The following is a 26,121-nucleotide window of genomic DNA, read 5'->3' on the forward strand; positions in this document are numbered from 1 at the left end:
TGCGTCCCAAGGGGGCGCTTGAGGCTGGTTGCATTGACGCTGAGATTAAAAGATACGCAAGCCTTGAAGCTGGATGTCGGACGCGGTCCAAAAGATGTCCCGTTTAAACAATTTGGACCGCAAGGTGTTTTAGATAGTGCACCGCAATTGTTTACCGGGGATGTCACGGTCCGTGCGTTGGGATGGCGGGCCAACGGTATTGAAAAATTATGGCGGATTGAACAAGACACGCCACTGCCTTTTAGCGTGATGTCTGTGGTCGAAGAAATTACAGCAAACGCTTAATCAACTGAATTTATTGAAGAAGAGGAGAACACGATGAGTGAAAACATCGTGATTGGAGACGTGCGCCCGCGCATACAGGCGGTGGGTGACGGGATTTTGTCCACCTTCGTTTTTCCGTTTGCCATTTTTAAGGAAACGGATCTGGAAGTCTATCTGGATGATGCCCGTCAACTATCTGGTTACAGTGTGATAGGTGCCGGTCAAAGCGAAGGGGGAAGTGTTATTTTTAACGTTCCACCACCGGCAAATACGGTGGTGACGCTACGGCGTTATTTACCCATTGAACGTATGAGTGATTTTGCAGAAGGCGGCGCTTTTCATGCTGCCGTGATCAATCAGGAACTGGATTATCTGGTGGCATTATCACAACAGAATGCAGATGAGATTGTTCGTTCTGTCACCCTTGATCCGACGGATGGGGATGTTGGTCTCGTCTTACCTTTAAAAGAGCAGCGGGCGAATGCTTGTTTGATTTTTGATAATGAAGGGGTACCGGTTGCGGGACCGAATGTGGATGAGATTGCACACGCACAGGCAAATGCCGGGATTGCCACGCAAGCAGCTGCGGCTGCTCAAGTCAGTGCAAGTTCGGCGGCAGTTGATCGTGCTTCTACGGAAACGGCCCGCGACCTTACCCTTTTTGCCCGTGATCAGGCTGTGTCAGCGGCTCAGCATACATTTTCCGTTTTTAAATACACTGCGATTGGTGGTGAAACAGCACTCAGTGGACCGGATGATCACGCCAAAACGTTAATCTATACGCCGGGCGTTGTTATCGTCGATATGAATGGTGCCCTTTGGGAAGAAGGAACGGATTATTTGGCATCGGATGGGGCGAGTATTACCAGTTTTTCTCCGCTTTATGCCGGTGATGTGGTTACAATTCGCGCTTTTGGATCTTTGAGCGTTACCGCTGAAATGGACGCCATTGTTGCGGAGGGTGTGAACCAAGTCGCAAATGTGCAAGCCGAAGGTGCAACGCAGGCTGCGGTTGTTCAAGCCGAAGGCACAACCCAAACAGCCAACATGCAGACCTATGCGCAGCAAATGGCGGATATCGTCAACAATACCTATGACGGCGCTTTCTTCGAAATGGACGACAACGGCGATGTCCAACCAACCCTATCCCCGATTTATTCCGAAACATATGAGCTTGACGGCAACGGCGATATTCAGCCGCTTTAAGGAGATTTTGAAACATGGCAACTAAAAATATTGTTCCTCGCGCCAATGGTGAAGGGAGTATTGGCACAAGTGTAAAACGCTGGTTTAAAGGCTGGTTTAACACCCTTGATGTATCTGGGAATGTGACATTAGGTCAAAACATTTACCTATCTGGAACGGATGCATCTATTCGCACAACTGATGAAACTGCCTTTATTTTGCCAAAGACTTCGGTTGGAGATTCATGGCAGCGTTCGGCAGGGTGGTCGTACACAGATGCTGTTGCACATGTATTCCGCGATAAGGATGGGGCAAACATTAAGCAACATTTTCACCCAAACGGGACTATTACTTCTAATGCTGTGTCTAATATTGAGTCATTTCAATCAGTTGCAACAACAGTAACAGACATGACTCCGTTTATTTCTTATATGAATGGAAATGAACGTTATCGGGTGCGACACGATACAAATTCGACATATCAGCAACTAACTTCTGGAACTGGAACTGTAGGACAAATTACCGAACAAACGGACGGAACTTTATTTATTGGCACGAATGGTCGTCCAAACGATCTTGCATTAAATTCAACCGGAACTGAACTTACTTACCTTGGCTATGGTCAAAACTGGGCCAGCCGATTTATTGTGCAATACGATGCAAATTTAGGCGATGCCGCACTTATGGCATATTCCACGGGCGGTAACACATCTCTTCGTTTAGGGACTTCAAACGCTGGTGTTTATAGCAACCAATTCCATATGAATAATCTTGGAAACGTTGGTATCGGGGCAGATGCTGCATCCGAGTTTAAATTGTTAGTTGCGAATAACGGAAATGTAGGAAATACGCAACTTATTCATCATGCAACGGGTGTTGAAAACTTGCGATTATGGGCGACAAACGCATCTTATGCAAGTGCGATGCAACGTTTCTACGCCGCCCGTGTCCAATCGCCTGATTATTCTTATATTCAATGTTACTCCAGTGGCGGTGCTGACCTTGACTGCATGATACGCCCAGATAATGCTTACCACGATGGAGCATGGAGTGCTAACGGTGCCGACTTTGCTGAATATTTTGAATGGGCTGACGGAAATCCAACGAACGAAGATCGTAGTGGGTGGGCGGTCGTTCTTGAAAATGGGAAAATTCGTAAGGCACTTGCTGCGGAAATTCCATTTGGTGTGATTTCAGCCCGTCCAACTGTCGTTGGTGATGCTGCTGAACTTAAGTGGGCTGACAAATATCTGAAAGATGATTTTAACAAATACATCATGGAAGATTATGAAGTTGTGGAATGGACGGAAACGAAAGTTGTTCAGGACGCAACAGAAGCAGTTTACCAAACGATCACAAAAGAACGTGAAGTTCAAGCAACCGAAACAATTACCGAAGATGTTTCTTCCATTGAATTGATTGATGGGAAATATACTAAGGTTGTCAAAACAGAGACAAAAGAAATTCCGCTGTTTGATGAATTTGATCTTTATGAAGATGGTGCAATCGTTGGTGTTCACTGTGTTCCGCGCATGGTCACGGAAACATACGAGGTTGACGAAATTGTATCACCGGCTCAGGAAGAAAAAACAGAGGATGTCCAACATTCTTATGCGGTTGATGAAGTGCCAGATGGCGTTGTTGTTCCAGTGGATGCAACACGCTCAACACAACAACGTCGTAAACTCAATCCTAATTATGATGAAAACCAAGAATACGTTCCACGTTCTGAACGTCCAGAATGGGATTGTGTTGGTTTGATGGGTAAACTTCGCGTGGTTAAAGGTGAAGTTGTCAGCCCAAACTGGATCAAGATGCGCGATGTTTCCGGTACTGTTGAAGAGTGGTTAGTGCGATGAGCGGGCGCAATCTTGGGGAAATGGCGCGCGGCCTCACAGCGGCGCACATTCCGGCTGGCAGTATCACGTCTGATAAGCTGGCCACAAATGCGGTAGGTGCTGCGGCGCTTGATCCCTCGGTCACGCCTGTCACGACAAAGCGCCAAGTTTCTGGCGAATATGCGATAACGGCAAGTGCTGCTATTGATTGGGAACATGGCCTTGACGTTATTCCCCAAAAACATGGCCTGAAGCTGAAGTGTATTCTTGCGGAACGAGGGTATTTAGCGGGGGAAATTGTAGACTTCCCTAACCAGAACATTGGCGTTGGCGGTAATAACCATAACATCGCGGTCAGTGCTGATGCGACGCATGTCCATACAAAAATAGGCACGACAACGGGTGTCTTTGGTGGCGGTGGACCGATCCTGATTATTCGACGTGATAACGGCGGGAGTGAAACTTTAACCTCGGCAAATTGGAAACTGATTATCTGGGCGGAAGCGTAAAAACGATACGATTAGCCTGAAGATAGGTGGCTGTTGACCCGTTTTGCACATTTTTTGTGTGGGGCGGGTCAATTTAGCTGAAGAGAGGAGAAAGGAATGGAGGAAAGTCCGAAACCCATAAGGCGTCGGCAACGGCGAAAAAAAGCATCATCAATTGAAGATGTGCGTAGTTTACTGGCTGGTTTGCTTCCCAATCTTATTCAAAGTGCGACAACAAGTTATGAAGCGTTTTCACGTGCGGAAGAACCCGAGGATGCGAAAGGTTTCGCAGCACATCACGCCGCCTGCAAGGCCGCTTTATCTCATGTGGAATTATTGACCAAACTTGTGCGCTGGGCGGAAAATACAGAGGAAGAAACAACAAAACCTTTGTCGGAGGATGACGAAATCGCAGGTCTTCTGGCAGGTGCGCGTGCAGCGTTGAAAGGACTGGAAAATGAATGCTGATGAATGAGTGTTCATGCTGGAAAAAGGAGAATAATAACAATGAAACAGCGTGTGGCCTTTCCCGAATTTGTCATGTTATGGGATCAGCTCCAGGGATTGAGTATGCCCCAACATCACCTGAAAATTTGTCGATGGCTGGATGAGGCCTGGATGCAAGGCCGGCGTGAACTTTTACTTATGGCTTTTCGTAATTCCGGTAAAAGTACATTGGTCGGTTTGTTTTGTGCGTGGCTGCTGTATATGGATGCAGACCGTCGCATTATGGTGATGGCCGCTGATTTTGCCTTAGCCAAAAAAATGGTGCGCAATGTAAAGCGTATTATTGAACGTCATCCGCTGACAAAACGATTAAAACCAAAACGCAAAGAACAATGGGCATCGGATCAGTTTACCGTTAATCGCCCCAGTGAATTGCGTGATCCCAGTATGTTGGCAAAAGGAATTGGGGCTAATATTACTGGCTCGCGTGCCGATGTGGTAATTTGCGATGATGTGGAAGTCCCCAATACCTGTGATAGTGCGCCTAAACGGCTTGATCTACGGGCGCGCTTACAGGAAATTGATTATGTGATTGTGCCGGGCGGCTTGCAACTTTATGTCGGTACACCGCACACGTACTATACCATTTATGCTGATGAAGTGCGGGAGGAAAATGGCGAAGATGAAGCCTTTCTCGCCGGGTTTGAAAGGTTCAAACTGGCGTTGCTGGATCAAAATGGGGGCAGTCAATGGCCCGAACGTTTTCCTGACAATAACATTGCCGCAATTCAGCGACGAACCGGAAAAAATAAATTTGAAAGCCAAATGATGCTGCAACCGATGAATATTTCTGAAAGCCGTTTAGATCCTGATCTAATGCAGCTTTACGAACGGGATTTGGACTATAACGAACATAACCGGATGGCTTCCTTGTCGTTGGGGGATCGTCAGTTGGTGTCGGCCAGTTGTTGGTGGGATCCGTCATTCGGATCGCCCAACAAGGGGGATGCCAGTGTTATCGCAGCCCTTTATACGGATGATCAGGGGGCTTATTGGTTGCATGCGTTACGGTACATGACCCATGACCCCACGAAATTGGCAGAAGCTGACGAAGCAACCCAGCTCTGTCGGCAGGTGGTTTCTTTTGTCCGGGAATATTATTTGTCTTCTGTTTGCCTTGAAACAAACGGTGTGGGGAAATTTTTACCGGGATTGTTGCGCCGTGAACTGGAAAAGGCTGGGGTGTCTTGTGCGGTGATTGAAAAACATTCTCGTGTGAATAAAGCGGAACGTATTCTATCTGCATTTGATGTTGTGCTGGCATCCAAGGCGTTGTGGGTTCATCGCAATGTCTGGAAAACAAGGTTTCCAACCGAGATGCGGGAATGGGTCCCTTCAGTTTCGGCAAAAGACGATGCGCTGGATGCGGTGGCGGGATGTTTGCTTAGTGAGCCTGTGCGTTTACCTCGTACCCCTTTGCACGAATTGGATGGAAAGAAGATGGCCCACTGGGGAGGGAATGCAAGTTCTGTAAACGCAGATTGTGAATTTGATGTGTAAAAGAATCCTTGAGAGATAGGTTTGCGATGACCATATATTTCTAAACTGTAAAGTGAATGAAGGAGGATGTCATGCAACGTGTTTTTAGTGCATTTATTCTTTTCTGCGCCGTGATGTCCTTCGCCTTCCCATCTGTAGCACAAAGCCTGTGTGGTGAACGTGTGGACATTATTGATGCTTTGAAAGAACGCTATCACGAAGTTCCCGTTTCAATGGGATTGGCGGGGAACGGTGGTGTCGTTGAAATTTTTGCCTCAAACAAAGGAAGCTGGACCATTATTGTTACAAAACCAACAGGCGTTGCCTGTGTTGTCTCGGCAGGTGAGGCCTGGGAAAGCCTGAAGGGCAGAGGTGATAACGATACGGGTGTTTAGAGGCGCAAGACCAGACTGAGAAAAATTAGCAAAGAGAAACGCTTCGGCAGGTGATGCCGGAGCGTTTTTGTTTTTTTAAGGAGATTTAGAAGATGAACGGAAGTTGGAGTATCGACCTGATCTGGTGGATTACGGCGTTTGAATTGCCAGCGATGGCAGGCTTGTTCTGGATGATTTGGCGAAGTCGACAAGATCATGATGATGATCGCGCTGAAATGCGTGAACATACGGAAACCGGATTTGGGAAATTGCGCGAAAACTTATCTGCTTACAAGCTGGAGGTCGCCAAGAATTATGCCTCGATCGCTTATATGAAAGATGTCGAACGTCGTCTGACTGGGCATTTGGTACGAATTGAAAATAAGCTGGATCAACCTTTGCGTGGCGGGGTGTAAGTATGAGTAATTGTCGTTATTCCCGCACACCGGATAAGGCGGTTGATGTGTTGGCGCGGACCTTGTTTGGCGAAGCGCGCGGGGAAAAAGTGCGTGGCCTTGAAGCGGTGGCTTGTGTGGTGATCAACCGGGTTGAAAAAGCCATTCGCCGCGGCGGTTATTGGTGGGGCAATGATGCCGAAGGGGTGTGTTTACGTCCTTGGCAATTTTCCTGTTGGAATGTGAATGATCCCAATCGAGAGCAGATTTTAAAAATTACGGGTGAGAACAAAGTGTTTGCAAGTTGCCTGCGCGTTGCCAGGCGCGCTTTGTTTGGGGGCGTGAAAGATCCGACACAGGGGGCGACGCACTATCACCGCATTGGGTTGTTACCGGCTTGGGCGCGTAATCGTATTCCCTGTGCGGAGATCGGAAATCATGTCTTTTACAAAGATATTCCTTGATTGTGTATAAATGGAAATAAGGTGTTTTTTCTAGGGAAAGGGCATTTGCGTATTGCTTCAAACTGACTCATTCTGTAATGTGCGCCAACTTTTTTCGTAAAATACTATGTATCCTTTTGTGCGGCTGGGTTATATTGACCGCTTGTACGTAAGGGAATGGAAAATCGTGAAGGAACGGTTATGAGTGTAGATTGGACGCCGGAACGAATTGAGATTTTGACTCAGCTGTGGAATGAAGGTATCGCCACCAGCGAAATTGGTCGACGTCTTGATGTGACGAAAAATGCGGTCGTCGGTAAGGTCCACCGTCTGGGGTTGCCTAAGCGTCAATCGCCGATCCAGCGTAAGCCCGCAAAGAAAAAGAAAGCACCGGAACCGGAAGTTATCACAATGGATAAACTCCGTCCGGGTATGTGTGCATGGCCAATCGGCGATCCAGGCACACCGGGATTTCATTTTTGCGGTGGCAAGGCAGTTGAAGGGAAGCCTTATTGTGCGACACACTGTGAACAGGCTTATGTGCGCAGTGTCAAAGACGATAAAAACAATGCGAAACGTGCCTCCTGATTTCTAAAAATACCGAATAAAAGCGCGCCTTTGGTTATGAAGGCGCGCTTTTTTTTGTCCGCAAACAAGCCATGTAAAGGACGATCGTTATGTCGTCACTTTTCCCGGTTTTTTCAAACCTGTTCAGTGTTGGAAACACAATTAGTCAATCATCTAACACTGACCCGAATGACCTGTTGAATACCAAAAACGCCCTTGCTCAAATCGGGGATTATCAGGTGCCGGATTATGGCATCACGGATATTCCCGATATGGGCATGATTGAAGGTCTTAAGAGTTTCCAGCAGAAAATGGTTTCAAGGTCGATGGGATTCTGAAACCTGGTGGCCCGACTGAAAGAAAGATTGGAGAAACTCTCGCTAACCAAGGAAATTCGACGGTGAATCCACTGGCAACCAAGGTGTCTAATCCCAAACCTAAACCGACAAAAATCGACCCATTGACAGGCTTACCGAAAGTCAAAGTGCCGAAACTCAAGAAGCCAACGAATGCCATGTGGGAGCAGGCTGCCAATCAGCAAAAGCCGGAAACAAGTCCTTGGTTTAAATCAACCAAACTGCAACCTGTTTCTAATGAAGCGCATGCTGAGAATGCCGGTACTATGGATGCTATGCTGAATTATTCCAACAATGGATTTCTACCAACGTTGTACGCTGACGCAGTTAAAAACGGGGGCGATCAGGCGATAGCTGAATATGCGAACTTTCTAAACCAACTATCAGATCGCAAGAAAGAACGTGTGGCGGTTTTGAGCAAGAGGTGATGAACAAACTGCCTGATAATCAAAAACAAGTCCTTCTCGCTCTTGCTGAAGAGGGGCAAGAAACAGGCGGCGATACGGTGGTTTATCAGATATCTGATGGTCAAGCAAAGTCACAAGCGACTAACCAAGAAAAAACAGAGGAAAAAGGTAAGTCATCAGTGAAACGAACAGAAGATACATGTCTAAATCAGAAAGTTGATTTCTGGGCTGCCGAAGCAGAATATCAATATGCGCGAGATGCAATGGACACTGTGCAAGAAGCTATTGATGAAGTGAAAGCTGAGATCAAAAATATGGAGTCCTATTCTGTTGAGTATCCACATCCAGAGTGCAGGAATGGAAAAATGGAACTCAACCTACCTCTTGAGCTTGAAAGCGAAACAGAAATAGAAGAACGAGAAGGTATCTCATTTTCAGTGAATGTACTCAGAGGTCGTCTGAAATGGGTTCAGGTTATGCTTTGCTCGATGGATAGGAATGGCGAAGAAGTATTCAGTAAAGAACAAGCAATTAGTGACCTAGAAAACCATTTAGAAGAACTTGAGAGTGTTGAGAGTGACTTAAGCGAAGAGCTACGCCTCCTTAAGCAAGCCAGTGACAATACACTCGAGATTTACAGTCGTTGCACCAAAAAAGAAGGAGAAGACTAGTCTTTATCTGTAGTAGTCGCGACTTTATCTTCCCATAAATATGGAGGAACCCATCGGCGATTTGGACCGCCGATGACCTTCCAATGACCTTTCGGCTTTTCCATTGCATCGGGGTATTTATTGGTAAAGAATAACTGATCCATTTTGCTAATGGTTTTCTTATCTAAAGATGACTTTATTTCTTTAAGATCACCTTCTACATCTGCACCAATCCAAGCCGCATGCCTTAACCAGAAATAATGTTTGGAGGGGTTCGCGGGTAACGTACCATTAGGCGAGTAGGTTTTAGCCATTTCTAAAATTGCTTTATGTTGTCCTTGCTGTGCATACCTAAAAATTATTTTAAAGTACGCTTCTTTCTTCCAATCCTCGGTTACGTCACCAAATTCCGCAATAGCGTCTTTTATAATTTGAAGATGCTTTTCTTTTCGTGTCCCTTTTTTAGACATCATTACAGAAAGTAACCGATCACCTTCACGTTCAGCCACCTCCTTAATTTTCTCAGAAGGTTGTCCCATTAGATCGACGTACCACTTTCTCATATCGTCAACATCAGCAAGGAATGTAGATGAAACGTTCTTGGATTTTAATGCATTGATGGAAGCTCTTGCATATTGATTAGAGTAAGTCAGGAAGAATGCTTTCAAGAAGCGAGTTCTTTCTTCAATTTTTTCTTCGGGGAACCCGACTCCTTCATAAAGCTTAGCAATGGCAGCTAAGCCACTATGTGGAACCTGCTCTGCATACTCAGGGACCAAAACACTGTCGACATTTGGAGCCTCGCCTTTTCGTAAAAAATCATACTTATCTTCTGCATGCAAATTGTCAGATAACATGACCTGAACCATCACCAGAAAAAGAAATATAGTTAATTTCATTTTAGGCACTCCACATCAAATCAATTATATCATGCCCTATGCATAGCTTAGAGGGGATATTTCATTTGGTTTGGGGCTTACGGGTATGTCTAACGACCCTGCCGGGCGTTTAGAATGTCTCGTTGTCGCTGAAATTATACTCTTTTATGGGCGCGCAGGCTGGCAAGGGAATGCAAGGCCAGAGTGCCAACCACAATCCCACCGCCAATAACAGCGTTGGAAGACGGTATTTCATTTAGAACGGCCCAAACCCAAATGGGACCGATAATGGTTTCTAACAACATTAATAAGCTGACTTCGGCAGAGGGGATATATTTTGCCCCTAACCCTAACATGACAAATGCAAAAGCATTTAAACCACCCATCGCCCCCAATGTGATGAGCGATTGTACATTGACGACGAGATAGGGGGCCAGATAGAGCGTGGGAATACAAACGACGATCCCGCCCCAGGCAAAGACATTCAAGACATTGATGGTTTTTTCACTTCTAATAACGGTCATGTTGGCTGCGGTGACGAAGGCGCAGGCCAAAGCAAAGAGCTTGCCGTTTAAACCTGTTGTGTCCAGATTGTCGATAAAGACGATAACAATGCCAATGATCGCGCATCCCATTGCGATTATTGTTCGTAATGCAATTCGTTCTTTTAAGAAGATCAGCGACAAGAGTGCGGCAAACAAGGACATGGTGCTTAAAATGACCAGTGCGTTGGCAACCGTTGTATGGGTGATGGAAAGAACGAAAAACAAGGTGCCGAAACCTGCCAGAATGATACAAAGCCATTCTTTTAAATGGGCGGGCCAAAGAGCTTTCAGGCCTGCGCGACGGCGAAAGAAAATTTGATAGAGAAACAAACAACAGGCAATGATCAGGCCACGCCAGAAAACGATTGTCCAGTCGTGTGCATCGACAAGACGCACAAGCAATCCGTCCGGTGTCAGGGACAAAGCCCCCAGTGTGGCGAGGATAAGACCTTGAATATGGTCGGGACGTTGTTGCATGGTGTGTCAGTCATTTTTCAAAAAAGGGAATATACCGATGGGCTACATAGATCATATTCGGGCATGTAACAATCACGATTTGTCCCGTTTTGTTTCTTTTCAGGGGCCCGCAGGGCAATTCATCGGATGGGTTCGGCGTGACAATCTGGCACTATTGTCAGAATTTCATGACGTTTTTGATTTTACGCAGGATGTCTTACGCTTAAAAAAAGTCGATGACATAACAGTACATATGGCGCAGGTGACACAGGCGTTACAAGATAAAAAACAAATTAACGGATGGCGTGGGGAACTGTACGCTGTATCGCCACGTTTTGGGGAGGAGCCGTTATTTTTAATTGAACGGGCCGCGACACCGTTATTTGGTATTCGGGCTTATGGTGTTCATATCAATGGCTTTGTTCGTGATAAAGGCCAGATTAAAATGTGGATTGCTAAACGTGCGGCTGATAGGATGGTTTGCCCGGATATGTGGGACAATATGGTGGCGGGCGGTCAACCGGCAGGCCTGAGCCTCATGGAAAATATTATCAAGGAATGTGGTGAAGAAGCAGGGATCCCCGAAGATCTGGCACGTCAAGCTCAATCGGTTGGTACGGTCAGCTATATGATGGAAACAGATGGCGGTTTGAAACCCGATGTGATGTTTTGTTATGACCTGGAAGTCCCCAAAGAGTTCGTTCCGAACAATACGGACGGGGAGGTCGCGAGCTTTCATCTGATGGGCGTGGAAGAGGTTGCCGATATTGTTAAAAATACCTTTGATTTTAAATTTAATTGCAATCTTGTCATTATTGATTTTCTCATTCGGCACGGCGTTCTTAATCCGGACGAGATCAGAGAATATGAAGAATTGGTCCGCGGTCTGAGGTGTTAATTTGGAAATATTATAATCTACTTTTACGTATTGTAATTTCCATTGTGAAGTTGAAGAACAACCTATATAAAAGCCAGACATAGCCCACGGGTGCCTGTTTTGATGAAACCAGACAGGATAATCGGGAAAGCGGTGAAAGTCCGCTGCGTGCCCAACGCTGTAACGGGGACTGTTGTGACAATTTTGACCACTGAGTTTTGCTTGGGAAGGTCGTTTACAACGGAATGAACCGAAGTCAGAAGACCGGCCTGTCGGGAAGTTTGATGAAACGGATTGGACGTTCGTTTCTGAAATAATCCATTTAAGGGGAATGAAAATGGATGGAACAACTTTGCCTATTCAGCCTGAAATCGATTTTTGTGAAAATGACCGTCACGGTGTGTACCGTGCGATTTTTGAACGTCGCGACGTGCGCGGGCAGTTCAAGCCGGACCCGGTTGAAGATGATAAACTTGCCCGTTTAATCACCGCTGCACATTATGCGCCTTCTGTTGGTTTTATGCAGCCGTGGGATTTTATGGTGGTGAAGCAGCAAGAGGTGAAACAAAAGGTTCACGATCTGTTTAAAACGGCCCATGATGAAGCAGCTGATATGTTTGAGGAAGAACGCCGCGAAACCTATCGCAACCTTAAGCTGGAAGGTATTCTGGAAAGCCCGGTCAATCTGGTGATTACCTGTGATCGATCCCGTTCCGGCCCTGTCGTGGTGGGTCGAACCCATCAAAAGACAATGGATTTATATTCCAGTGTATGTGCCGTACAAAATTTATGGCTGGCGGCACGTGCCGAAGGCCTCGGCGTTGGCTGGGTGAGTATTTTTAACGAAAAGGCTGTGAAAGAGGTCTTGGGTATTCCGAAAAATATTACAGTGATTGCCTATCTTTGTATCGGTTATGTCAGCCACTTTTATCAAAAGCCAGAATTGGAAATGGCCAATTGGCGCGAACGTTTGGCCATCGAAGATATTCTGCATTTCGATCAATGGGGCCAAAGTGAACAAAATTCACTGACTCAAACCTTGAAAGACCAACAGGCTGCCGCGCAAGAGGGCCGTTTCTTATCTGAAATCCTCTAGCATGTCCCAGACTTGTTGTGGGCTATAATCTTTGTTACGCAAAGAACGGATGGTCAGCGATTTGTCCCGTTTGGCAAACCGCTTGCCGTCTTTGCCATGTAGCAGTGCATGATGATGATATTGCGGAACATTCAGACCCAGTAGGGCTTGTAGCAAACGATGGATATGGCTGGCGTGGAACAGGTCTTCACCGCGCGTCACCAGTGAAATATCCTGTAAATCATCATCAACCGTGACAGAAATATGATAGCTGGTCGGGGTGTCTTTGCGGGCCAGTACAATATCACCGAAAATTTCCGGCGTGGCCTGTTGTTTGCCATGCGCATGATCTACCCAATGAAGGGGGCCTGCGTACTGGCAGGCTTTGGCCATATCAAGACGCAATGCAAAGGCTTTGCCGTCCGCCAGCAGGTCTTCGCGTTGGCTTTGGGTTAAATTGCGACAGGTGCCGGGATAAAGAAGCCCATCGGGACCATGCGGGGCATGTGCTGAACGGGCAACCTCGGCCTGAATGTCCTTGCGTGTACAAAAACAAGGATACAAAAGACCCTGATTGTTCAATTTGTCTATGGCCTTTTGGTAATCGTCCATATGTTGTGATTGAATACGCACCGGTATTTCCCATGACAGGCCAAGCCAGTCGAGGTCGTCATAAATGGCATCGACAAATTCGGGACGACAGCGCCCTTGGTCTATATCTTCGATGCGCAGCAAAAAACGTTGTCCGTGTTCAGCACTGAAGCGGGCGCTGTAGGCATGGCCTAAATGCAGGTAGCCGCTGGGGCTTGGGGCAAAACGGGTGGTCTCTTTTATCATGACAACTTTTATATATTCTGTAACTCCTTTGTCATAGGGATTTGTTAGGGTATAATCATTGATAGACAGGAGGTTAAACGTATGTATGCCTCGCCGATGCATTACCCGGCCCTCGTCCTCAATGCGGATTTCCGTCCATTGAGCTACTACCCGCTGTCTCTATGGTCTTGGGAAGAAGCCATTCGAAATGTCTTTACCGGGCGGGTACAGGTCGTGTCGGAATATGATACCTGTGTGCATTCTCCCAGCCTTGAAATGAAATTGCCGAGCGTTATTGCGTTAAAAGAATACGCAAAACCGGTTTCTCAGGTTGCCTTTACCCGTTTCAATCTGTTTTTGCGCGATATGTTTTCCTGTCAATATTGCGGGGTGCAGTTACCAGCACAGGATTTGACGTTTGATCATGTCCAGCCCAAATGCAGGGGCGGGCGGACCCATTGGGAAAATATTGTGACGGCATGCAGGCCATGTAATACGCGAAAGGGACATCTCAGTATCAAAGACGCCGGGATGAAGTTGATGACACCTCCCTATAGGCCCAGCAGTTTCGAACTTCAAGAGCACGGCCGCTTCTTCCCGCCCAACCATTTACATGAGAGTTGGCGGGATTTTCTTTATTGGGATACGGAACTGGAAGATTGAGGGAAACCGGGGCTTCCCTCATAGCCTTGTTACACTTTTCCCTCGCTTGTTACACTTTTAGACCATTTCGCCATAGCTGCATTTGCTTGGCGTTCTTGGTTTATTCCCTTGCCATAATGTTCGATCATGGCGGTTGTCTTGTGGCCTGTAATTGCTTTGGTTTCATCGACAGAACAGCCTGCCTCCAAAAGCATTACGGTGGCGTTTTTACGCAATCCGTGGAACACCTTGTTTTCAGGAATACCAGCGTCACGGCTGGCTTTCTTGAACACGCGCTTAAAGTTTGAAATACCCCAACGTTGATTGCTGGAAGTCGTCAGGATGTTGACGTTATCCTTGCTCATAGTCGGGATGATTTCAGACAATTTCGGGTGTAAGGGAATTCGAAGGCGAACCCCTGTTTTTTGCTGAATGACAGTTACCCGACCATCCTTGATGTCGCTCCAAAGCATTTTGATGATGTCACCGACACGTTGCCCGGTGAACAGGGCAAACAGAACGGCATACCGCATTTGGACAGGCGTTGTTTCAGCTTCTAGGAAGGTTGTGATCTCTTCTTCTGTCCAAGGGAGGTGCTCCCCGCCTTTAAGGCGCTTAATGCGCTCGGCTGGCGATACAGGGATGTATTCCATATCTACTGCGAAATTGAGAACTTTCTTCATAGTGCGCAAAAGATTATTTGCTGTCCCCGGTTTGTTATGGAATTCAGCCTGCATTTCCTTGATCAAACCGCGTTTAATTTCGCACAAGTCCATGTGCCCGAAGATTTGGCGCAAACGATCCAAATCAAGGCGATATTCCCGGCGAGTACTTTCTTTGAGGTTCAGGAAGTCAGTGCTTTTCTGATACTGCTCACAGAGGTGGTCGAAACCACCTCTGCAACTTTCTTTGGTATCCTCAAAGCTGGCATGAATACGGGCATAGTTCGCCAAGAATTCATCACTATGACGTTCACCTTTGATCTTTTGGAGTTGACCATTTCGGCGGTAATAAAAATCGGAATAGCCGCCGGGGCGTTTATGCTCTGTTACATACTTAAGCTTTTGCCGCATTTGCCAATTTCTCCCTGAAAAGGTTGATGGATTGCGACTGGAAATCAGAACCGCCTTTGAGTTTGTCAATGTATCGGTCGAGATCCTGAATATCCCAAAGCTTACGTTTAACGTCAGGGTGACTGATTGGTTGAGGTGCAGTATGATTTTTGACTAACTTTAGGAAGCTAGTAATTGACAGGCCACAACGCTTTGCGGCTTTGTTGGCAGATAACATTCGTTCGATCATATCAGTAGTCCTCCGTAGAGCTGGTTCAACGGAAGTGCTTGAAATATGAAATGGAGGAAGTTATATTCTTTAGCCGAAGACATCATATTAAAAACTTTCGTAGTTTGTATGGAAGCGTTGGCGCGTTTCCAGATGTTATAAGGTTTACAGGACGACTCGGAGATTATTTTTCCGAGTCGTTTTTTGTTAATAGTTGCATCATCCGATCCATCTTTTCATTCATTTTTTCAAGACGGTTTTCCAGTAGATGGTTTTCGTATTGAACTGCCTCAAAAGCATTTTGAATGTCTTCCAAACTCTTTAAATTCATCTTCATATCAAGCCACTCATTGTCTGATTTGAAATGATAAATGAATGAAAAAAGACCATCAGTTTCATCTTTGAAGATACTGATTTTAGGGTCGCGATTGATGTATTCAAATGCTTCCCTGGGATCGATTTCTAGGTGGATACAGATGATCATAAGCTTAATCGCAGATGGATACTTTCCACCTTCCAAACCAGCGAGTTCATAACGAGCAAGAGTGTTGGTGGTAATGCCAGTGAACTTTGAAAGCTTGACACGGGACATACCTTTTTCACTTCTCTTTTTCCGAAGTAACCAGCCTAAAGTGTACGGAAACTCGTCACCTTCGACCAAGTAATCGGCATCATTTTCGATCTCTACGTTCATAATCTACTTAATTTGGTAGTTGAAAAGTGTGACTATTTTAACTTTTTCTTCTTTTTGCGCAACCTTTAATTCCTCTGAAAAAAGAACGGACCCCGAAGGGTCCGCTGTAAGCCTTAGATTTCCTGATTTTTTCGTAGTTGAAATAATTTACGGTCTGCCAAATCAACACCATCCCCCGATGTTGCCAAACCGCGCAGAATTGGTCGAAGAATAGGAACAAGCTGCTCATGGTTACCCCATGAAAGGCCTAACATTGCGGGCTCTTCGATGTCGTGATCTTCTTTCAACTCATCAGCAAGCCCTGCTAAATCGTCACGTTCGATCAGAAAAAGGTCACAACCCAACAATACTGTATCAAGAATACGTTCCGAAATGTCTCCTTTAAAGGCAACATTGGTTCCGTTTGAATTGTCTTCTAACATTGCAGATAAACCAAAACCGATTTCGGGTTTTTCGGAATAAAGTTTGCGGGCAATAGCTAGTTTTGTAAGTTCATCAGGTTCCATGATAGTCATCATGTCTTTGGCTTGTTCTAACTTGGTAACCAATTTATTTTGATAATTTGTCATTGTAGTTTTATCGCCGCTGCTAATTTCAAATTCACGTTCGCGCATTTGATCAATGGCATTGAGTACATCATCAATTGTCTCTAGCTCTGGTTTCTCATCCTGAACGTTAACGTTAACGGTTTCCGGTTGCTCACTGTGAGTGCTCTCTGTGATATCCTCAAAGATAGCCTCAGAAACACCTTCTGTGTGTTCACTGTGAGTGTTTTCTTTCTTACGTAACGTATACGTATCGGAATTATTATTTTCAGGAGCTTCTTCACCGAGAAGCCACGGCATAGTGACATGGTATAGGTTAGCAAGGTCAAACAAACGAGATACAGGCACATCGGTAGAACCGTTTTCGTATTTTTCAATGCTACTGAGAGGAATACCTGTTTTTTCGTGAACGATTTTGCGAGTAAGACCTGCTTCGTCTCGTTTTGAGCGAAGACGCGTGCCAAGGTTTTTTGCTGTGAATGTTGATGAGATGTTTGTTGACTGTTGCATGATAATCAACCTTTCCATTTAAGTTTACGCACCACATTGGTGCTTGGATAAAACGGGTCACCGTGCTTGCCCACAGTGCCTTTCAGTGTAATAAGCGGGACTGTTCGTCCTCGCTCTAAGCCTTGGTGCTCTGAGATTTCCCAAGGAATTCCGATGTCGGTAAGAGTTTGAAGGACAGCCTCAAAGCCGCCTTGCTCATTAGCAACCAGTAGGTCTGCTGTTTTCTGCTGCTTAACGATGATCCTGAAAATATCGTTGTGAATGGATGCGGAATGTGTTGCTGCGATTTGATCTTCGACAGCAAGTTCTTCGTCCGTTTTTTCTGGTTCTTCGAGATATAGCGCCCGAAGGCCCCGGCTCCATGTTAGTTGACGCGCACCTTTGAAAGCTTTGCCGTATTGGCGGAACAAACGGGCGTCTTCTTCGGAACCTGTATCCTGATAGCTGCGAAGAATTTGCCACGGTGTACGTCCGCCGCGTCCCTTTTTCATATGTGCTTTTGTTAGCTCGTGAGAGGCTCCCCATTTACTGACGTAATCCGCAGCCCCACTTTCATTTGAAACAGGGTCGAAGCGAAATGCATCACGCGAACAAAGGCCATAACCCATCTTGAAAACGCGCTTTTGCCATGTGCTGAAAAGCCATTCAGCGAGATCGTTAGCATCTTGGTCAGAAGCGTGAGATTTAAATAGGATTAATACATGAATATGCGGGTGCCAGCCGTTTTCGCCGTGGGTGATTTCTAACGCACGAACGTCACCGAGCCAGCCACATTCGTCACGCATTTGCTGCCATTTTTTACCAGCTTTTGTTTTACGCCATGCTTCGGATACTGTGTCTTTCAATTCCTTTGGATGCTGGAATTTATTATGTGGCATGGTAAAGGTTGCCATATAAGCAAACCCGCCAGCCTCTTTGTGAGCTTTAAGCAAAGCGTCCAGTTCTTCCCGGCGACCCTCAGTGATTTTCGCGGCACAGACAGGGCAATGCCAAACCGAACCACAGGTTTCAATCCCGCCGAAGTGGGAAGTCTCGTTTTCATGGTGAAGAGTTACGACTTGAGAAGTTGCCCGTTGTCCGCAGGTGTGAACACGTTCGTTCTGGAGTAAACGACCAGAACTACGGCGGAGGCGGTGGCGCTCTTTCTTTCCAAAACCCGGTTCTACGTCCTTATCGCCATCGTGAGGTGAAACACTACTTGCGTATTTATCAAGGGAACTGACTTTGGCAGGGGAGTTGACCTTATCCACGGCGGTGCCGGTGGAAAGGTCTTTGCGAGGGGTTCCCCTCGCGCTCTCCCACTCGCCGTGTGGCAGGGGTGCAGGCACTTCGCCCGTTGGGCTTGACCTGCCCCCCTTGGGGGCAGTGTGTGGAGAGGCCACCGCATCAAGAACCCACTCACTGCGTTCGCTGGGGTTCTTGACCCGGATGTCAGAAGTGCGGGTCTGGGATGCAATGGAGTGTGAAGGAAAGGCTCTCACTGGCTTTGCCCTCCATTTCCGTCTTCGACGTAAACGAGGGGCAGAAGCTGGTCTAAACCGTAATCAAAGCGTTCGCCGTATTTATCTCGCCATTTGTCCGTTAAAAGCCCACAGGAATGCGCAAGAATGTTTGCATGGGTTTCGTAGCCGTCTTCTCTCAACGACTCTCCTGCGATATCTGAGAGGCAAATCCAAAAGGCTAAAATTGATGGTGGTGGTGTTTGCATGCTCATTTGGCACCACCACGAGTACGTTCAGCAAGTTCGGCTTCTCTGATAAGTCGGCGCAAGGCAGTGATCAAATTTCCTTGGCGTGACAAAATAGTGGATACGTTTCCGACGCTTGTTCCAACACGGCGTCCAATTTCCTTATTGGAAAGACCTTGGAAGTAAAAACGGATTATTTGTGCATCGCGTAATTCTCGCTCAGCTGTAACAACCCTTTCTCGGTAAAGCTGACGAACTGATTTCAGGAAACTGGGGTTTGTGTCATGTTCATCAGCGAGAATTGATAAACGAACACGTTGTTCAGCAGTCGTTTGTCCAGTTAAGGCTTCGTCAACGATGCGTCCTAGATTATGAAAACGCTCTTTTGCTTCTTTGCGGTCTTGTTCCGCTAATGCTGCGAATTTTGCATTACAATCGGTACGCTGCTTTCGCATTTTCAAAGCAAGCGTGATTTCCTTGATAAGTATTGGCCCCTGTTCCACAAGAAGTTCAGCGACTTCCCACGGTAGATCAAGCTCGACTGTGCAGGTGTTGCCATATGGCTTTATAGCATTGCTCATAACGCACCTCGCGCAGTGAGCAATGAGGCGATGAAAATGCGAAATGCGGTCATCACCGATAGGCGGATAATCTTAGGGTTTTTTGTTGAAAAGTACCCTGTAAGGTATTGATGCATTCCATCCTCCATTGGAGGGGAAGTGCAGCAAGGCTTTAATATCTAAGATTAATTCCGTTTTTCTTTATTGGGATACGGAACTGGAAGATTAAAGTTCCTGATCTCGTTTTTTGTTTAACCACAAGCCTCTTCGCTATTCGAAGGGGCTTTTTTTATGTGAGGAGCGTTTATCCATGTGGGTACAGATTATTATGGCTGTTGTACAAATGGCGATGTCGATGAAGCAAGCATCGGACCAGCAAAAGGCTGCGCGTAAAAAAGCACAGCAACAGTTGGATGCTCAGGCAAAGCAAAGTTGGACGGAATATGAGCGTAATGAAAAGGAGCGCAAAGATCGTTTAAAAAAAGCACTGGCTCAAAAACGAGCAAAGATGGGAGCCTCAGGCCTGTCAGCTGCCGATGGCTCATCCGGAGCGATTATTCAAGGGCTACGTACGGACGCAGCAGAAGCAAGCCATGAAGAGTTTGGAGATCGTAAAGAGGCGATAGATAGTAGTGCATCCAGTATTCAAGCCAATTTGTTGGAACAATCAGATCAAAACAAACGTAAAATGTATTCACAATTGGGGTCTTCTATTGGGTCGATTGCAGGGAGTGCGATGGCGGGCGATGATAAGAAGAAACAAGGTCAATACTCTCAGGTCGGGAGCAGTTTTGGCGGTTTTTTGGGAGGAAGTCTGTCGTAAGAATCCTTTTGACAAAGGCGCGGAAACCTATATATTGCGCGCCTTATCACTTCCCGGGAACGTTGGTTGTCGTGCAACCACGCCTTTTGGGCCTACCGGGACAAAAAAATGGTTATAAAAGAAGGATTTAACCTATGTCTAAGCGTATTAGCGCAAAATATAAAATCGACCGCCGTCTGGGCGTAAACCTGTGGGGTCGTGCAAAATCTCCGATCAACCGTCGCGATTCCCGTCCGGGTCAACACGGTCAACGTCGCCGTAAAGTTTCTGACTTCGGTCTGCAGTTGATGGGTAAGCAGAAGCTGAAAGGCTACTATGCGAACATCTCTGAGAAACAGTTCCGTCGCTACTACAAAGAAGCTGTTCGTCGTGCTGGCGATACCGGCGAAAACTTGATCGGTCTGTTGGAAACGCGCCTTGATGCGATCGTTTACCGTATGAAATTCGTACCGACTATGTTTGCGGCTCGTCAATTCGTCAGCCACGGTCATGTTCTGGTAAACGGCAAACGCGTTACTATTTCTTCTTACTTGGTAAAAGAAGGTGACACGGTTGAAATTCGCGCGAAATCCCGCGAAATCCCGATGGTTCTGGAAGCGGTTGCTTCTGGCGAACGTGACGTTCCGGAATATATCGAAGTAGACCACAAGAAAATGGTCGGCAAGTTCATCCGCGTACCGAAGCTGGAAGACGTGCCGTACCCGGTTCAAATGGAACCGAACCTGGTTGTCGAATATTACTCTCGTTAATTTGTACGAGACGAAATCGAACGAAAAACGCTCTGTCTTTTGGACAGGGCGTTTTTTTTATTGGCATCTTATTTTGTGTTCATTTCTTTATCTCATCTGGAATAACCTGTAGTCTAAGAAAACGTGATGATGATGTATGTGTGGGATTGATGTCAAAAGAGCAGATTCAGTCTATTTGTCCGGGTAATTGCGATGATTTGACGCAATTTGCCATTACAATGGCATTTCAACCTGTTGTCGATGTCGAAGCGCAAAACATATATGCCTATGAGGCCCTTGTACGTGGCTTAACGGGAGAAAGCGCCGGAGAGGTGTTGGCGGGGATCTCGGAAGATCAGATGTATGCGTTTGATCAATGTTGTCGTGTAAAGGCGATCGAGTTGGCAGCTAAACTCGGGATGACTTGCCGTTTGAATATTAATTTCATGCCGAATGCGGTTTATCATCCACGGGCCTGTTTGCAAAAAACCATTAATGCGGCAAGAGAGTTCAATTTCCCTGCCGAAATGATTACGTTTGAATTTACAGAAAATGAACTTGTAAGCGATCACGCACATTTGAAGAATATCATTCTGACCTATCAGAAAAATGGATATATGACCGCAATTGACGATTTTGGGGCAGGCTATTCCGGGTTGAACCTGCTTGCGGATTTTCAGACGGATAAGCTTAAAATCGACCGCCAAATTATTATCAATATTGATCAAGATAAACCCAGACAAGCGATCCTTGCCGGTATTTTGTTGATTGCAAGGGAGTTGGGTATTTCGGTGGTTTGTGAAGGTGTCGAAACCGTGCAGGAATATAAATATCTGAAAGAGCAAGGCATTCGTTACATGCAAGGATATTTTTTTGCACGACCAAAAATCGAGGCTTTGACCCCAGCATCAGAAATAGACTGGTCATTTTAAGAGTTTCATCTGGATTTCTTTATCATATCAGCATACGATTATAGTTTAATTATTTAAACTTTATTGATAAACGAATGACTTCCCCCTCTTTGTATCATTTGTCTAAAGAACAGTTAATCACACGCCTTGAAGCCTTACAGGCAGAATGTGATCAATTGCGTTTGAAGTCCCTGTCTCAACAAGCGGGTATGATGTTTGGTGAAGCGGTTGAGCAGATATCCGAAGCTGTTGTTATCTATGATAAAGATGGAGGGTTGCTGGCTTGGAACCAAAATTTTGCGGACTTGTACGGTTATACGCCTGAAGAGTTAAAGCCTGGTGTCCATTTTTCCGAGTTGGGCCGGATTGATCTAGAACGTGGCAATGTCGCGGTTGGCGATGAATATGGGGACGGGCAGGAATATTTAAAACGCAAAGCGGAATATCGCACAAAATTGGAAGGTTCGTTTGTTGTTCGTCTAAAAGACGGGCGTTGGATTAAAACAACGGATCGTCCAATGGGTAATGGTGGCTTTGTCAGCGTTCAAGTCGATGTGACAGAATTGAAAAAGCTGGAAGAGCGGATGCGTTACATGGCCCAGCACGACATGTTGACACAAATCCCCAATCGTAATCTTTTAGTGGAAAAAGGCGCGTTTGTTTTGGCAACAGCGAAACGCAGCAACGAAAAATGCGCTGTTCTTTTTATTGATATTGATGATTTCAAGACTGTAAACGACACATTCGGTCATGCCATCGGGGATGATGTGTTGCGTGAAATTGCAAAACGTTTACACAATCGATTGCGTGAAACTGACTTGATTGCACGGGTAGGGGGGGATGAATTTATTGTTCTGCTTTCCCAACAATTTGACGACGTAACAGCACAAAAAGTAGCAGAAGATCTGATTGATCAGATGAAGCATCCTTTTTATCTGGATGGTTGTCAGGGGACAGTTGGTGTGAGTATCGGGATTTCTTACTTTCCTGCGGATAGCGATAATTTGGACGGTTTGATCCAAAAGGCAGACACGGCAATGTATCAAGCAAAAGCCAGCGGGAAAAATAAATGGGCGGTTTTTAAATCATAAACATAAAAAAACCTTCGCATCCGGGATACGAAGGTTTTTCTTATTCAGGAAAGGTCAATTAGGCAGCGACTTCGATGCCTTTGTCTTTCAACAACTGAGCCAGTTCACCATTTTCGAACATTTCACGCACGATGTCGCACCCGCCAACAAATTCGCCGGAAACATAAAGCTGGGGAATAGTCGGCCAGCTGGAAAATTGTTTGATACCTTCGCGGACTTCCGGGTCAGTCAGGACATCGACGCCTTTGAACTTAACGCCCAGATGAGTCAGGACCTGAACGACAGCAGCGGAAAATCCACACTGCGGGAACATGGGCGAGCCCTTCATAAAGAGCAATACGGGGTTATCGGCAATGTCCTGTTCGATGCGTTCAAAAACGGGATTGTCTGTCATGACGTAAAATTCCTTCATAGCTGTGATCGACTAGGGATATGGCTGGCTTTCATCCATTTGTCAAGTTTGCGACGATTTGATTTGTCGTCTTTGATGTAAGGTGTTCACGCTATATAGCGCCAAGCCACACCAGATCAGGGCAAATGTGATCAAGTTGTGTAGACTGAAAGGCTCTTCAAAAATGAAAATGGCCAATAAAAACTGGCAGGTCGGATTAATATATTGCAAAAGACCGACCGTTGAATATCGCAGTTTTCGGGCACCAAAACCAAATAGAATTAAAGGGATTGCTGTGATGGGGCCGGCGAGCATCAGCAAGAGGCTCATATCCCAGGACCCGGTTGTGAAATAAAGTGCATCCTGTTGGGATAAATAGACCATATAGGCCAAGGCAAAGGGGGTGATCAGGGCTGTTTCCAGAAACAAACCAACAGTGGATTCGGCCGGGGCTTTTTTGCGTAACATGCCATAAGTGCCAAAGGAGCAGGCAAGGATCAGGGCAATCCACGGTAACTGACCGACAAACCATAGCTGATAGACCACACCGCATAAGGCCAGTGCAATGGCAAAAGCTTGTGTCCGGCTAAAACGTTCTGCAAAGAAAACCGCACCCAACATAACGGCAACCAGCGGCATGATGAAATAGCCCATGCTGCCTTCAAGGGCCTGTCTACTGACAACGGCGTAGATGTAGAACCCCCAATTAAGGGCGATTAACGAGGCGCTGAGGGCAAAAATAATCAGCTTCCGAGGGGAGCGGACGATTTGCATGACGGCCACCCAATTTCCTGAATAGGTAATGAGAACGGCCAAAAGCAAAAAGGACCACACAATGCGGTGTGCCAAAATTTCAATGGGAGACACCACGTCCAGTGCTTTGAAATAAAGCCCGAACATGCCCCAAAACATATAAGCCGTCATTGCCGATATGACGGCAAGACGGCTATCTGATGGTGATGTGACGGTCAAATCCGAAAAATCTTATTCAGGTGCGCTGGTTTGTAAAGCCAGTGCATGCAGGTCGCCCCCCATTTTGCCTTGCAGGGCAGCATAAACCATTTGGTGTTGTTGAACACGGCTTTTACCGACGAAGGAAGGAGAAACCACATAAGCGGCATAATGATCACCATCGCCACGCAAGTCTTCAATACGCACCTCTGCATCCGGCAGTGCTTCGCGGATCATGCCTTCAATTTCGTGTGCTTCCATAGCCATGATTTAAGCTCCCATTCTCGGTTTGTGAATTCGTTCCTTAGGATATAAGTGAGCCATGTACCAGCGTCAATCTTTTAGGCATCATTGACGTGTTACAAAGCCCCATAAGAAAAGCGCCCCGTTGAATTCAGGGACGCTTTTCTTTAAAAAAATAGGCGAAAGCTATCAGGCGGCCTGATGGCTTTCGCCTTGCTCTGTTAAGATCGCATACAGCGCTTCCGGCGTATCGGAACCGCGTAATTTTTCGCATGCGCTGTCATCACGTAAGAGACGGGAAACGCGGGCCAGTGCCTTGAGATGGTCTGCCCCAGCCCCTTCGGGTGCCAGAAGTACAAAGATGAGATCGACAGGGTCGTCATCAATAGAGTCGAAATCGACAGGTTTTTCAATGCGCGCAAACAACCCATAAAGGCCATCTAGTTCATTGAGTTTGCCGTGGGGGATTGCAATGCCGTTGCCGACACCTGTGGTGCCGAGGCGTTCGCGTTCCAGCAATACATCGAAGATCGCACGTTCGTTCAAGCCGGTGACGCTGCTGGCATGTCGGGCCAACTCTTGCAGAGCCTGCTTTTTACTCGTTGCGCGCAAGCTTGCAACAACACGTTCCGGTGTCAGAATATCAGAGATTTCCATAGTGTATTAATTCCGGTTCCTAAATATAGATGACGGATATCGACGTTAGCTGTTTTGCGGGTCGATCCAGCCGATATTACCGTCTTCACGACGATATACCACATTTACGCTACCATTTGCACTGTTTCTAAAAACAAGTACGGGTAAATCGGCAAGGTCCATTCGCATGACAGCGTCAGCAACGGCCAGTTTGTGGATTTTTTTGTCCACTTCGGCAACAATAGCCGGACCGGGCGCTTCTTCCGCAATTTCTTCTTCAAAGCCGGAGAAGACGGTATATTGCGCTTCTTCGACTTGTAGTCGTTCTGTGTCGCGATGATGGTCGCGCAGGCGGCGCTTGTAACGGCGCAATTGTTTTGAGATCCGTTCAATCCCTTCGTCAACGGCTGCATAGGCATCTTCTGCCTTGCCACGCCCTTGCACGTGAATTTCTTTCCCAACGTGAACGGTAATGTCAGTTTTAAACAGATGTTTATCTTTTGAGACGGTGACTGTACCCTCAACTGCTTTATCGAAATACTTTTCAGTATTTGATTTCAGCGCATCTTCAATATGTGTACGCAGGCTATCGCCAACGTCCATTTGTTTTCCTTGTACCGCAATTCTCATATCAGAATTTCCTGCTTGGTTATTGGCCATTTAAAACAACCGGCCCTTCAAGCGTGTCGTCAATCTCTACAAACGTTACACGTATACACAGCAATGCCAGACTGCTTGTGTGAAGGCCGGGAACTTAGTGGCAGTGTCCCTATATGTCAACAGTATTAATATATGCCATTTATACCCCCCTCTTTTTGATGTTCATCA

The 26,121-nt window shown here is 46.3% G+C and carries 34 protein-coding genes, 1 pseudogene and 1 riboswitch; of the genes and pseudogenes, 20 read left to right on the top strand and 15 right to left on the bottom strand.

From position 1 onward, the window contains the following. The 13 genes and pseudogenes from ACN0VA_RS11790 to ACN0VA_RS11850 all read left to right on the top strand — a co-directional run. Positions 1 to 285 (top strand): annotated as a pseudogene (locus ACN0VA_RS11790) (hypothetical protein); the annotation flags it as partial. Positions 286 to 318: 33 nt separating this feature from the next. After that, on the top strand, positions 319 to 1,470 hold the full coding sequence (locus ACN0VA_RS11795) for a hypothetical protein (RefSeq protein WP_417821348.1): 1,152 nt from the start codon (positions 319 to 321) through the stop codon (positions 1,468 to 1,470). Positions 1,471 to 1,484: 14 nt separating this feature from the next. After that, the gene (locus ACN0VA_RS11800; protein WP_417821349.1) at positions 1,485 to 3,308 is read left to right on the top strand and encodes a peptidase G2 autoproteolytic cleavage domain-containing protein; all 1,824 of its coding nucleotides are present in this window, start codon (positions 1,485 to 1,487) and stop codon (positions 3,306 to 3,308) included. Further along, positions 3,305 to 3,796 (top strand): hypothetical protein, encoded by a 492-nt coding sequence (locus ACN0VA_RS11805; protein ID WP_417821350.1) that lies wholly within the window; start codon positions 3,305 to 3,307, stop codon positions 3,794 to 3,796. The genes ACN0VA_RS11800 and ACN0VA_RS11805 overlap by 4 nt, the downstream gene beginning before the upstream one ends. Before the next feature lie 96 nt (positions 3,797 to 3,892). Further along, positions 3,893 to 4,243 carry a hypothetical protein gene (locus tag ACN0VA_RS11810; protein WP_417821351.1) on the top strand — a complete coding sequence of 117 codons (351 nt, stop codon included), beginning with the start codon at positions 3,893 to 3,895 and terminating at the stop codon, positions 4,241 to 4,243. Positions 4,244 to 4,282: 39 nt separating this feature from the next. Then, positions 4,283 to 5,782 (top strand): phage terminase large subunit, encoded by a 1,500-nt coding sequence (gene terL, locus ACN0VA_RS11815; RefSeq protein ID WP_417821352.1) that lies wholly within the window; start codon positions 4,283 to 4,285, stop codon positions 5,780 to 5,782. A 71-nt stretch (positions 5,783 to 5,853) separates the two neighbouring features. Then, positions 5,854 to 6,156, top strand: coding sequence for a hypothetical protein (locus tag ACN0VA_RS11820; protein WP_417821353.1), 303 nt, complete (start codon positions 5,854 to 5,856; stop codon positions 6,154 to 6,156). A 92-nt stretch (positions 6,157 to 6,248) separates the two neighbouring features. Next, the gene (locus ACN0VA_RS11825) at positions 6,249 to 6,551 is read left to right on the top strand and encodes a hypothetical protein (protein WP_417821354.1); all 303 of its coding nucleotides are present in this window, start codon (positions 6,249 to 6,251) and stop codon (positions 6,549 to 6,551) included. A 2-nt stretch (positions 6,552 to 6,553) separates the two neighbouring features. After that, complete coding sequence (locus ACN0VA_RS11830; protein WP_417821355.1) at positions 6,554 to 6,994, top strand: cell wall hydrolase; 441 nt, start codon at positions 6,554 to 6,556, stop codon at positions 6,992 to 6,994. A 180-nt stretch (positions 6,995 to 7,174) separates the two neighbouring features. Continuing rightward, on the top strand, positions 7,175 to 7,561 hold the full coding sequence (locus ACN0VA_RS11835) for a GcrA family cell cycle regulator (RefSeq protein ID WP_417821356.1): 387 nt from the start codon (positions 7,175 to 7,177) through the stop codon (positions 7,559 to 7,561). Positions 7,562 to 7,650: 89 nt separating this feature from the next. Next, complete coding sequence (locus tag ACN0VA_RS11840; RefSeq protein ID WP_417821357.1) at positions 7,651 to 7,878, top strand: hypothetical protein; 228 nt, start codon at positions 7,651 to 7,653, stop codon at positions 7,876 to 7,878. 62 nt (positions 7,879 to 7,940) lie between these two features. Then, on the top strand, positions 7,941 to 8,324 hold the full coding sequence (locus tag ACN0VA_RS11845; protein ID WP_417821358.1) for a hypothetical protein: 384 nt from the start codon (positions 7,941 to 7,943) through the stop codon (positions 8,322 to 8,324). Continuing rightward, positions 8,324 to 8,974 (top strand): hypothetical protein, encoded by a 651-nt coding sequence (locus ACN0VA_RS11850; RefSeq protein ID WP_417821359.1) that lies wholly within the window; start codon positions 8,324 to 8,326, stop codon positions 8,972 to 8,974. Before ACN0VA_RS11845 ends, ACN0VA_RS11850 begins: the two co-directional genes overlap by 1 nt. On the opposite strand, the gene ACN0VA_RS11855 is transcribed toward ACN0VA_RS11850, so the two are convergent. Next, positions 8,971 to 9,852 (bottom strand): hypothetical protein, encoded by an 882-nt coding sequence (locus ACN0VA_RS11855; RefSeq protein WP_417821360.1) that lies wholly within the window; start codon positions 9,850 to 9,852, stop codon positions 8,971 to 8,973. The two genes, ACN0VA_RS11850 and ACN0VA_RS11855, sit on opposite strands and share 4 nt — an antisense overlap. Positions 9,853 to 9,986: 134 nt before the next feature. Beyond that, positions 9,987 to 10,853: a DMT family transporter gene (locus tag ACN0VA_RS11860; protein ID WP_417821361.1), complete on the bottom strand. Its 867-nt coding sequence runs from the start codon at positions 10,851 to 10,853 to the stop codon at positions 9,987 to 9,989. 37 nt (positions 10,854 to 10,890) lie between these two features. On the opposite strand from ACN0VA_RS11860, the gene ACN0VA_RS11865 reads away from it, so the two are divergent. Together ACN0VA_RS11865 and bluB are read left to right on the top strand one after the other, a co-directional pair. Then, the gene (locus tag ACN0VA_RS11865; RefSeq protein ID WP_417821362.1) at positions 10,891 to 11,730 is read left to right on the top strand and encodes a DUF4743 domain-containing protein; all 840 of its coding nucleotides are present in this window, start codon (positions 10,891 to 10,893) and stop codon (positions 11,728 to 11,730) included. 71 nt (positions 11,731 to 11,801) lie between these two features. Then, a riboswitch (cobalamin riboswitch) is annotated at positions 11,802 to 11,997 on the top strand. A 49-nt stretch (positions 11,998 to 12,046) separates the two neighbouring features. Then, the gene (bluB, locus tag ACN0VA_RS11870) at positions 12,047 to 12,805 is read left to right on the top strand and encodes a 5,6-dimethylbenzimidazole synthase (RefSeq protein WP_417821363.1); all 759 of its coding nucleotides are present in this window, start codon (positions 12,047 to 12,049) and stop codon (positions 12,803 to 12,805) included. On the opposite strand, the gene gluQRS is transcribed toward bluB, so the two are convergent. Then, entirely contained in the window at positions 12,788 to 13,621 is an 834-nt protein-coding gene (gene gluQRS, locus ACN0VA_RS11875) for a tRNA glutamyl-Q(34) synthetase GluQRS (RefSeq protein WP_417821364.1), read from the bottom strand. The two genes, bluB and gluQRS, sit on opposite strands and share 18 nt — an antisense overlap. 81 nt (positions 13,622 to 13,702) lie before the next feature. On the opposite strand from gluQRS, the gene ACN0VA_RS11880 reads away from it, so the two are divergent. Further along, positions 13,703 to 14,263, top strand: coding sequence for an HNH endonuclease (locus tag ACN0VA_RS11880; RefSeq protein WP_417821365.1), 561 nt, complete (start codon positions 13,703 to 13,705; stop codon positions 14,261 to 14,263). Between the two features lie 29 nt (positions 14,264 to 14,292). Here the strand turns inward: ACN0VA_RS11880 and ACN0VA_RS11885 are convergent, their stop codons facing one another. From ACN0VA_RS11885 to ACN0VA_RS11915, 7 genes are all read right to left on the bottom strand, one after another. Then, positions 14,293 to 15,315, bottom strand: coding sequence for a tyrosine-type recombinase/integrase (locus tag ACN0VA_RS11885; protein ID WP_417821366.1), 1,023 nt, complete (start codon positions 15,313 to 15,315; stop codon positions 14,293 to 14,295). Next, entirely contained in the window at positions 15,299 to 15,544 is a 246-nt protein-coding gene (locus ACN0VA_RS11890) for a helix-turn-helix transcriptional regulator (RefSeq protein WP_417821367.1), read from the bottom strand. Before ACN0VA_RS11890 ends, ACN0VA_RS11885 begins: the two co-directional genes overlap by 17 nt. Positions 15,545 to 15,707: 163 nt before the next feature. Then, on the bottom strand, positions 15,708 to 16,217 hold the full coding sequence (locus tag ACN0VA_RS11895) for a helix-turn-helix domain-containing protein (protein WP_417821368.1): 510 nt from the start codon (positions 16,215 to 16,217) through the stop codon (positions 15,708 to 15,710). A 113-nt stretch (positions 16,218 to 16,330) separates the two neighbouring features. Further along, positions 16,331 to 17,272, bottom strand: coding sequence for a helix-turn-helix domain-containing protein (locus ACN0VA_RS11900; RefSeq protein WP_417821369.1), 942 nt, complete (start codon positions 17,270 to 17,272; stop codon positions 16,331 to 16,333). Between the two features lie 5 nt (positions 17,273 to 17,277). After that, the gene (locus ACN0VA_RS11905; protein WP_417821370.1) at positions 17,278 to 18,753 is read right to left on the bottom strand and encodes a protein rep; all 1,476 of its coding nucleotides are present in this window, start codon (positions 18,751 to 18,753) and stop codon (positions 17,278 to 17,280) included. Then, positions 18,750 to 18,986: a hypothetical protein gene (locus ACN0VA_RS11910; RefSeq protein ID WP_417821371.1), complete on the bottom strand. Its 237-nt coding sequence runs from the start codon at positions 18,984 to 18,986 to the stop codon at positions 18,750 to 18,752. The genes ACN0VA_RS11905 and ACN0VA_RS11910 overlap by 4 nt, the downstream gene beginning before the upstream one ends. Next, entirely contained in the window at positions 18,983 to 19,540 is a 558-nt protein-coding gene (locus tag ACN0VA_RS11915; protein WP_417821372.1) for a hypothetical protein, read from the bottom strand. The genes ACN0VA_RS11910 and ACN0VA_RS11915 overlap by 4 nt, the downstream gene beginning before the upstream one ends. A 289-nt stretch (positions 19,541 to 19,829) precedes the next feature. Between ACN0VA_RS11915 and ACN0VA_RS11920 the strand changes: the two genes are divergently transcribed. The 4 genes from ACN0VA_RS11920 to ACN0VA_RS11935 all read left to right on the top strand — a co-directional run bounded on the left by ACN0VA_RS11920 (position 19,830) and on the right by ACN0VA_RS11935 (position 23,072). After that, the gene (locus ACN0VA_RS11920) at positions 19,830 to 20,342 is read left to right on the top strand and encodes a hypothetical protein (protein WP_188661492.1); all 513 of its coding nucleotides are present in this window, start codon (positions 19,830 to 19,832) and stop codon (positions 20,340 to 20,342) included. Between the two features lie 134 nt (positions 20,343 to 20,476). Continuing rightward, entirely contained in the window at positions 20,477 to 21,091 is a 615-nt protein-coding gene (rpsD, locus tag ACN0VA_RS11925) for a 30S ribosomal protein S4 (RefSeq protein WP_417821373.1), read from the top strand. Between the two features lie 149 nt (positions 21,092 to 21,240). Further along, on the top strand, positions 21,241 to 22,002 hold the full coding sequence (locus tag ACN0VA_RS11930; protein WP_417821374.1) for an EAL domain-containing protein: 762 nt from the start codon (positions 21,241 to 21,243) through the stop codon (positions 22,000 to 22,002). A gap of 74 nt (positions 22,003 to 22,076) precedes the next feature. After that, positions 22,077 to 23,072: a diguanylate cyclase domain-containing protein gene (locus ACN0VA_RS11935; RefSeq protein ID WP_417821375.1), complete on the top strand. Its 996-nt coding sequence runs from the start codon at positions 22,077 to 22,079 to the stop codon at positions 23,070 to 23,072. A gap of 58 nt (positions 23,073 to 23,130) precedes the next feature. Here ACN0VA_RS11935 and grxD read toward each other — a convergent pair whose 3' ends face one another. The 5 genes from grxD to hpf form a co-directional block, all read right to left on the bottom strand. Beyond that, positions 23,131 to 23,466 (bottom strand): Grx4 family monothiol glutaredoxin, encoded by a 336-nt coding sequence (grxD, locus tag ACN0VA_RS11940; protein WP_417821376.1) that lies wholly within the window; start codon positions 23,464 to 23,466, stop codon positions 23,131 to 23,133. A gap of 60 nt (positions 23,467 to 23,526) precedes the next feature. Next, positions 23,527 to 24,435 (bottom strand): EamA family transporter RarD, encoded by a 909-nt coding sequence (gene rarD, locus ACN0VA_RS11945; RefSeq protein ID WP_417821377.1) that lies wholly within the window; start codon positions 24,433 to 24,435, stop codon positions 23,527 to 23,529. 12 nt (positions 24,436 to 24,447) lie between these two features. Next, entirely contained in the window at positions 24,448 to 24,681 is a 234-nt protein-coding gene (locus tag ACN0VA_RS11950; protein ID WP_417821378.1) for a BolA family protein, read from the bottom strand. 165 nt (positions 24,682 to 24,846) lie between these two features. Continuing rightward, positions 24,847 to 25,314, bottom strand: coding sequence for a PTS IIA-like nitrogen regulatory protein PtsN (gene ptsN / locus ACN0VA_RS11955; protein ID WP_188661519.1), 468 nt, complete (start codon positions 25,312 to 25,314; stop codon positions 24,847 to 24,849). 45 nt (positions 25,315 to 25,359) lie between these two features. Then, on the bottom strand, positions 25,360 to 25,923 hold the full coding sequence (hpf, locus tag ACN0VA_RS11960) for a ribosome hibernation-promoting factor, HPF/YfiA family (RefSeq protein ID WP_188661521.1): 564 nt from the start codon (positions 25,921 to 25,923) through the stop codon (positions 25,360 to 25,362). Positions 25,924 to 26,121: the final 198 nt, after the last annotated feature.

It is taken from the genome of Terasakiella sp. (genome assembly GCF_048267425.1).
Classification (GTDB): domain Bacteria; phylum Pseudomonadota; class Alphaproteobacteria; order Rhodospirillales; family Terasakiellaceae; genus Terasakiella.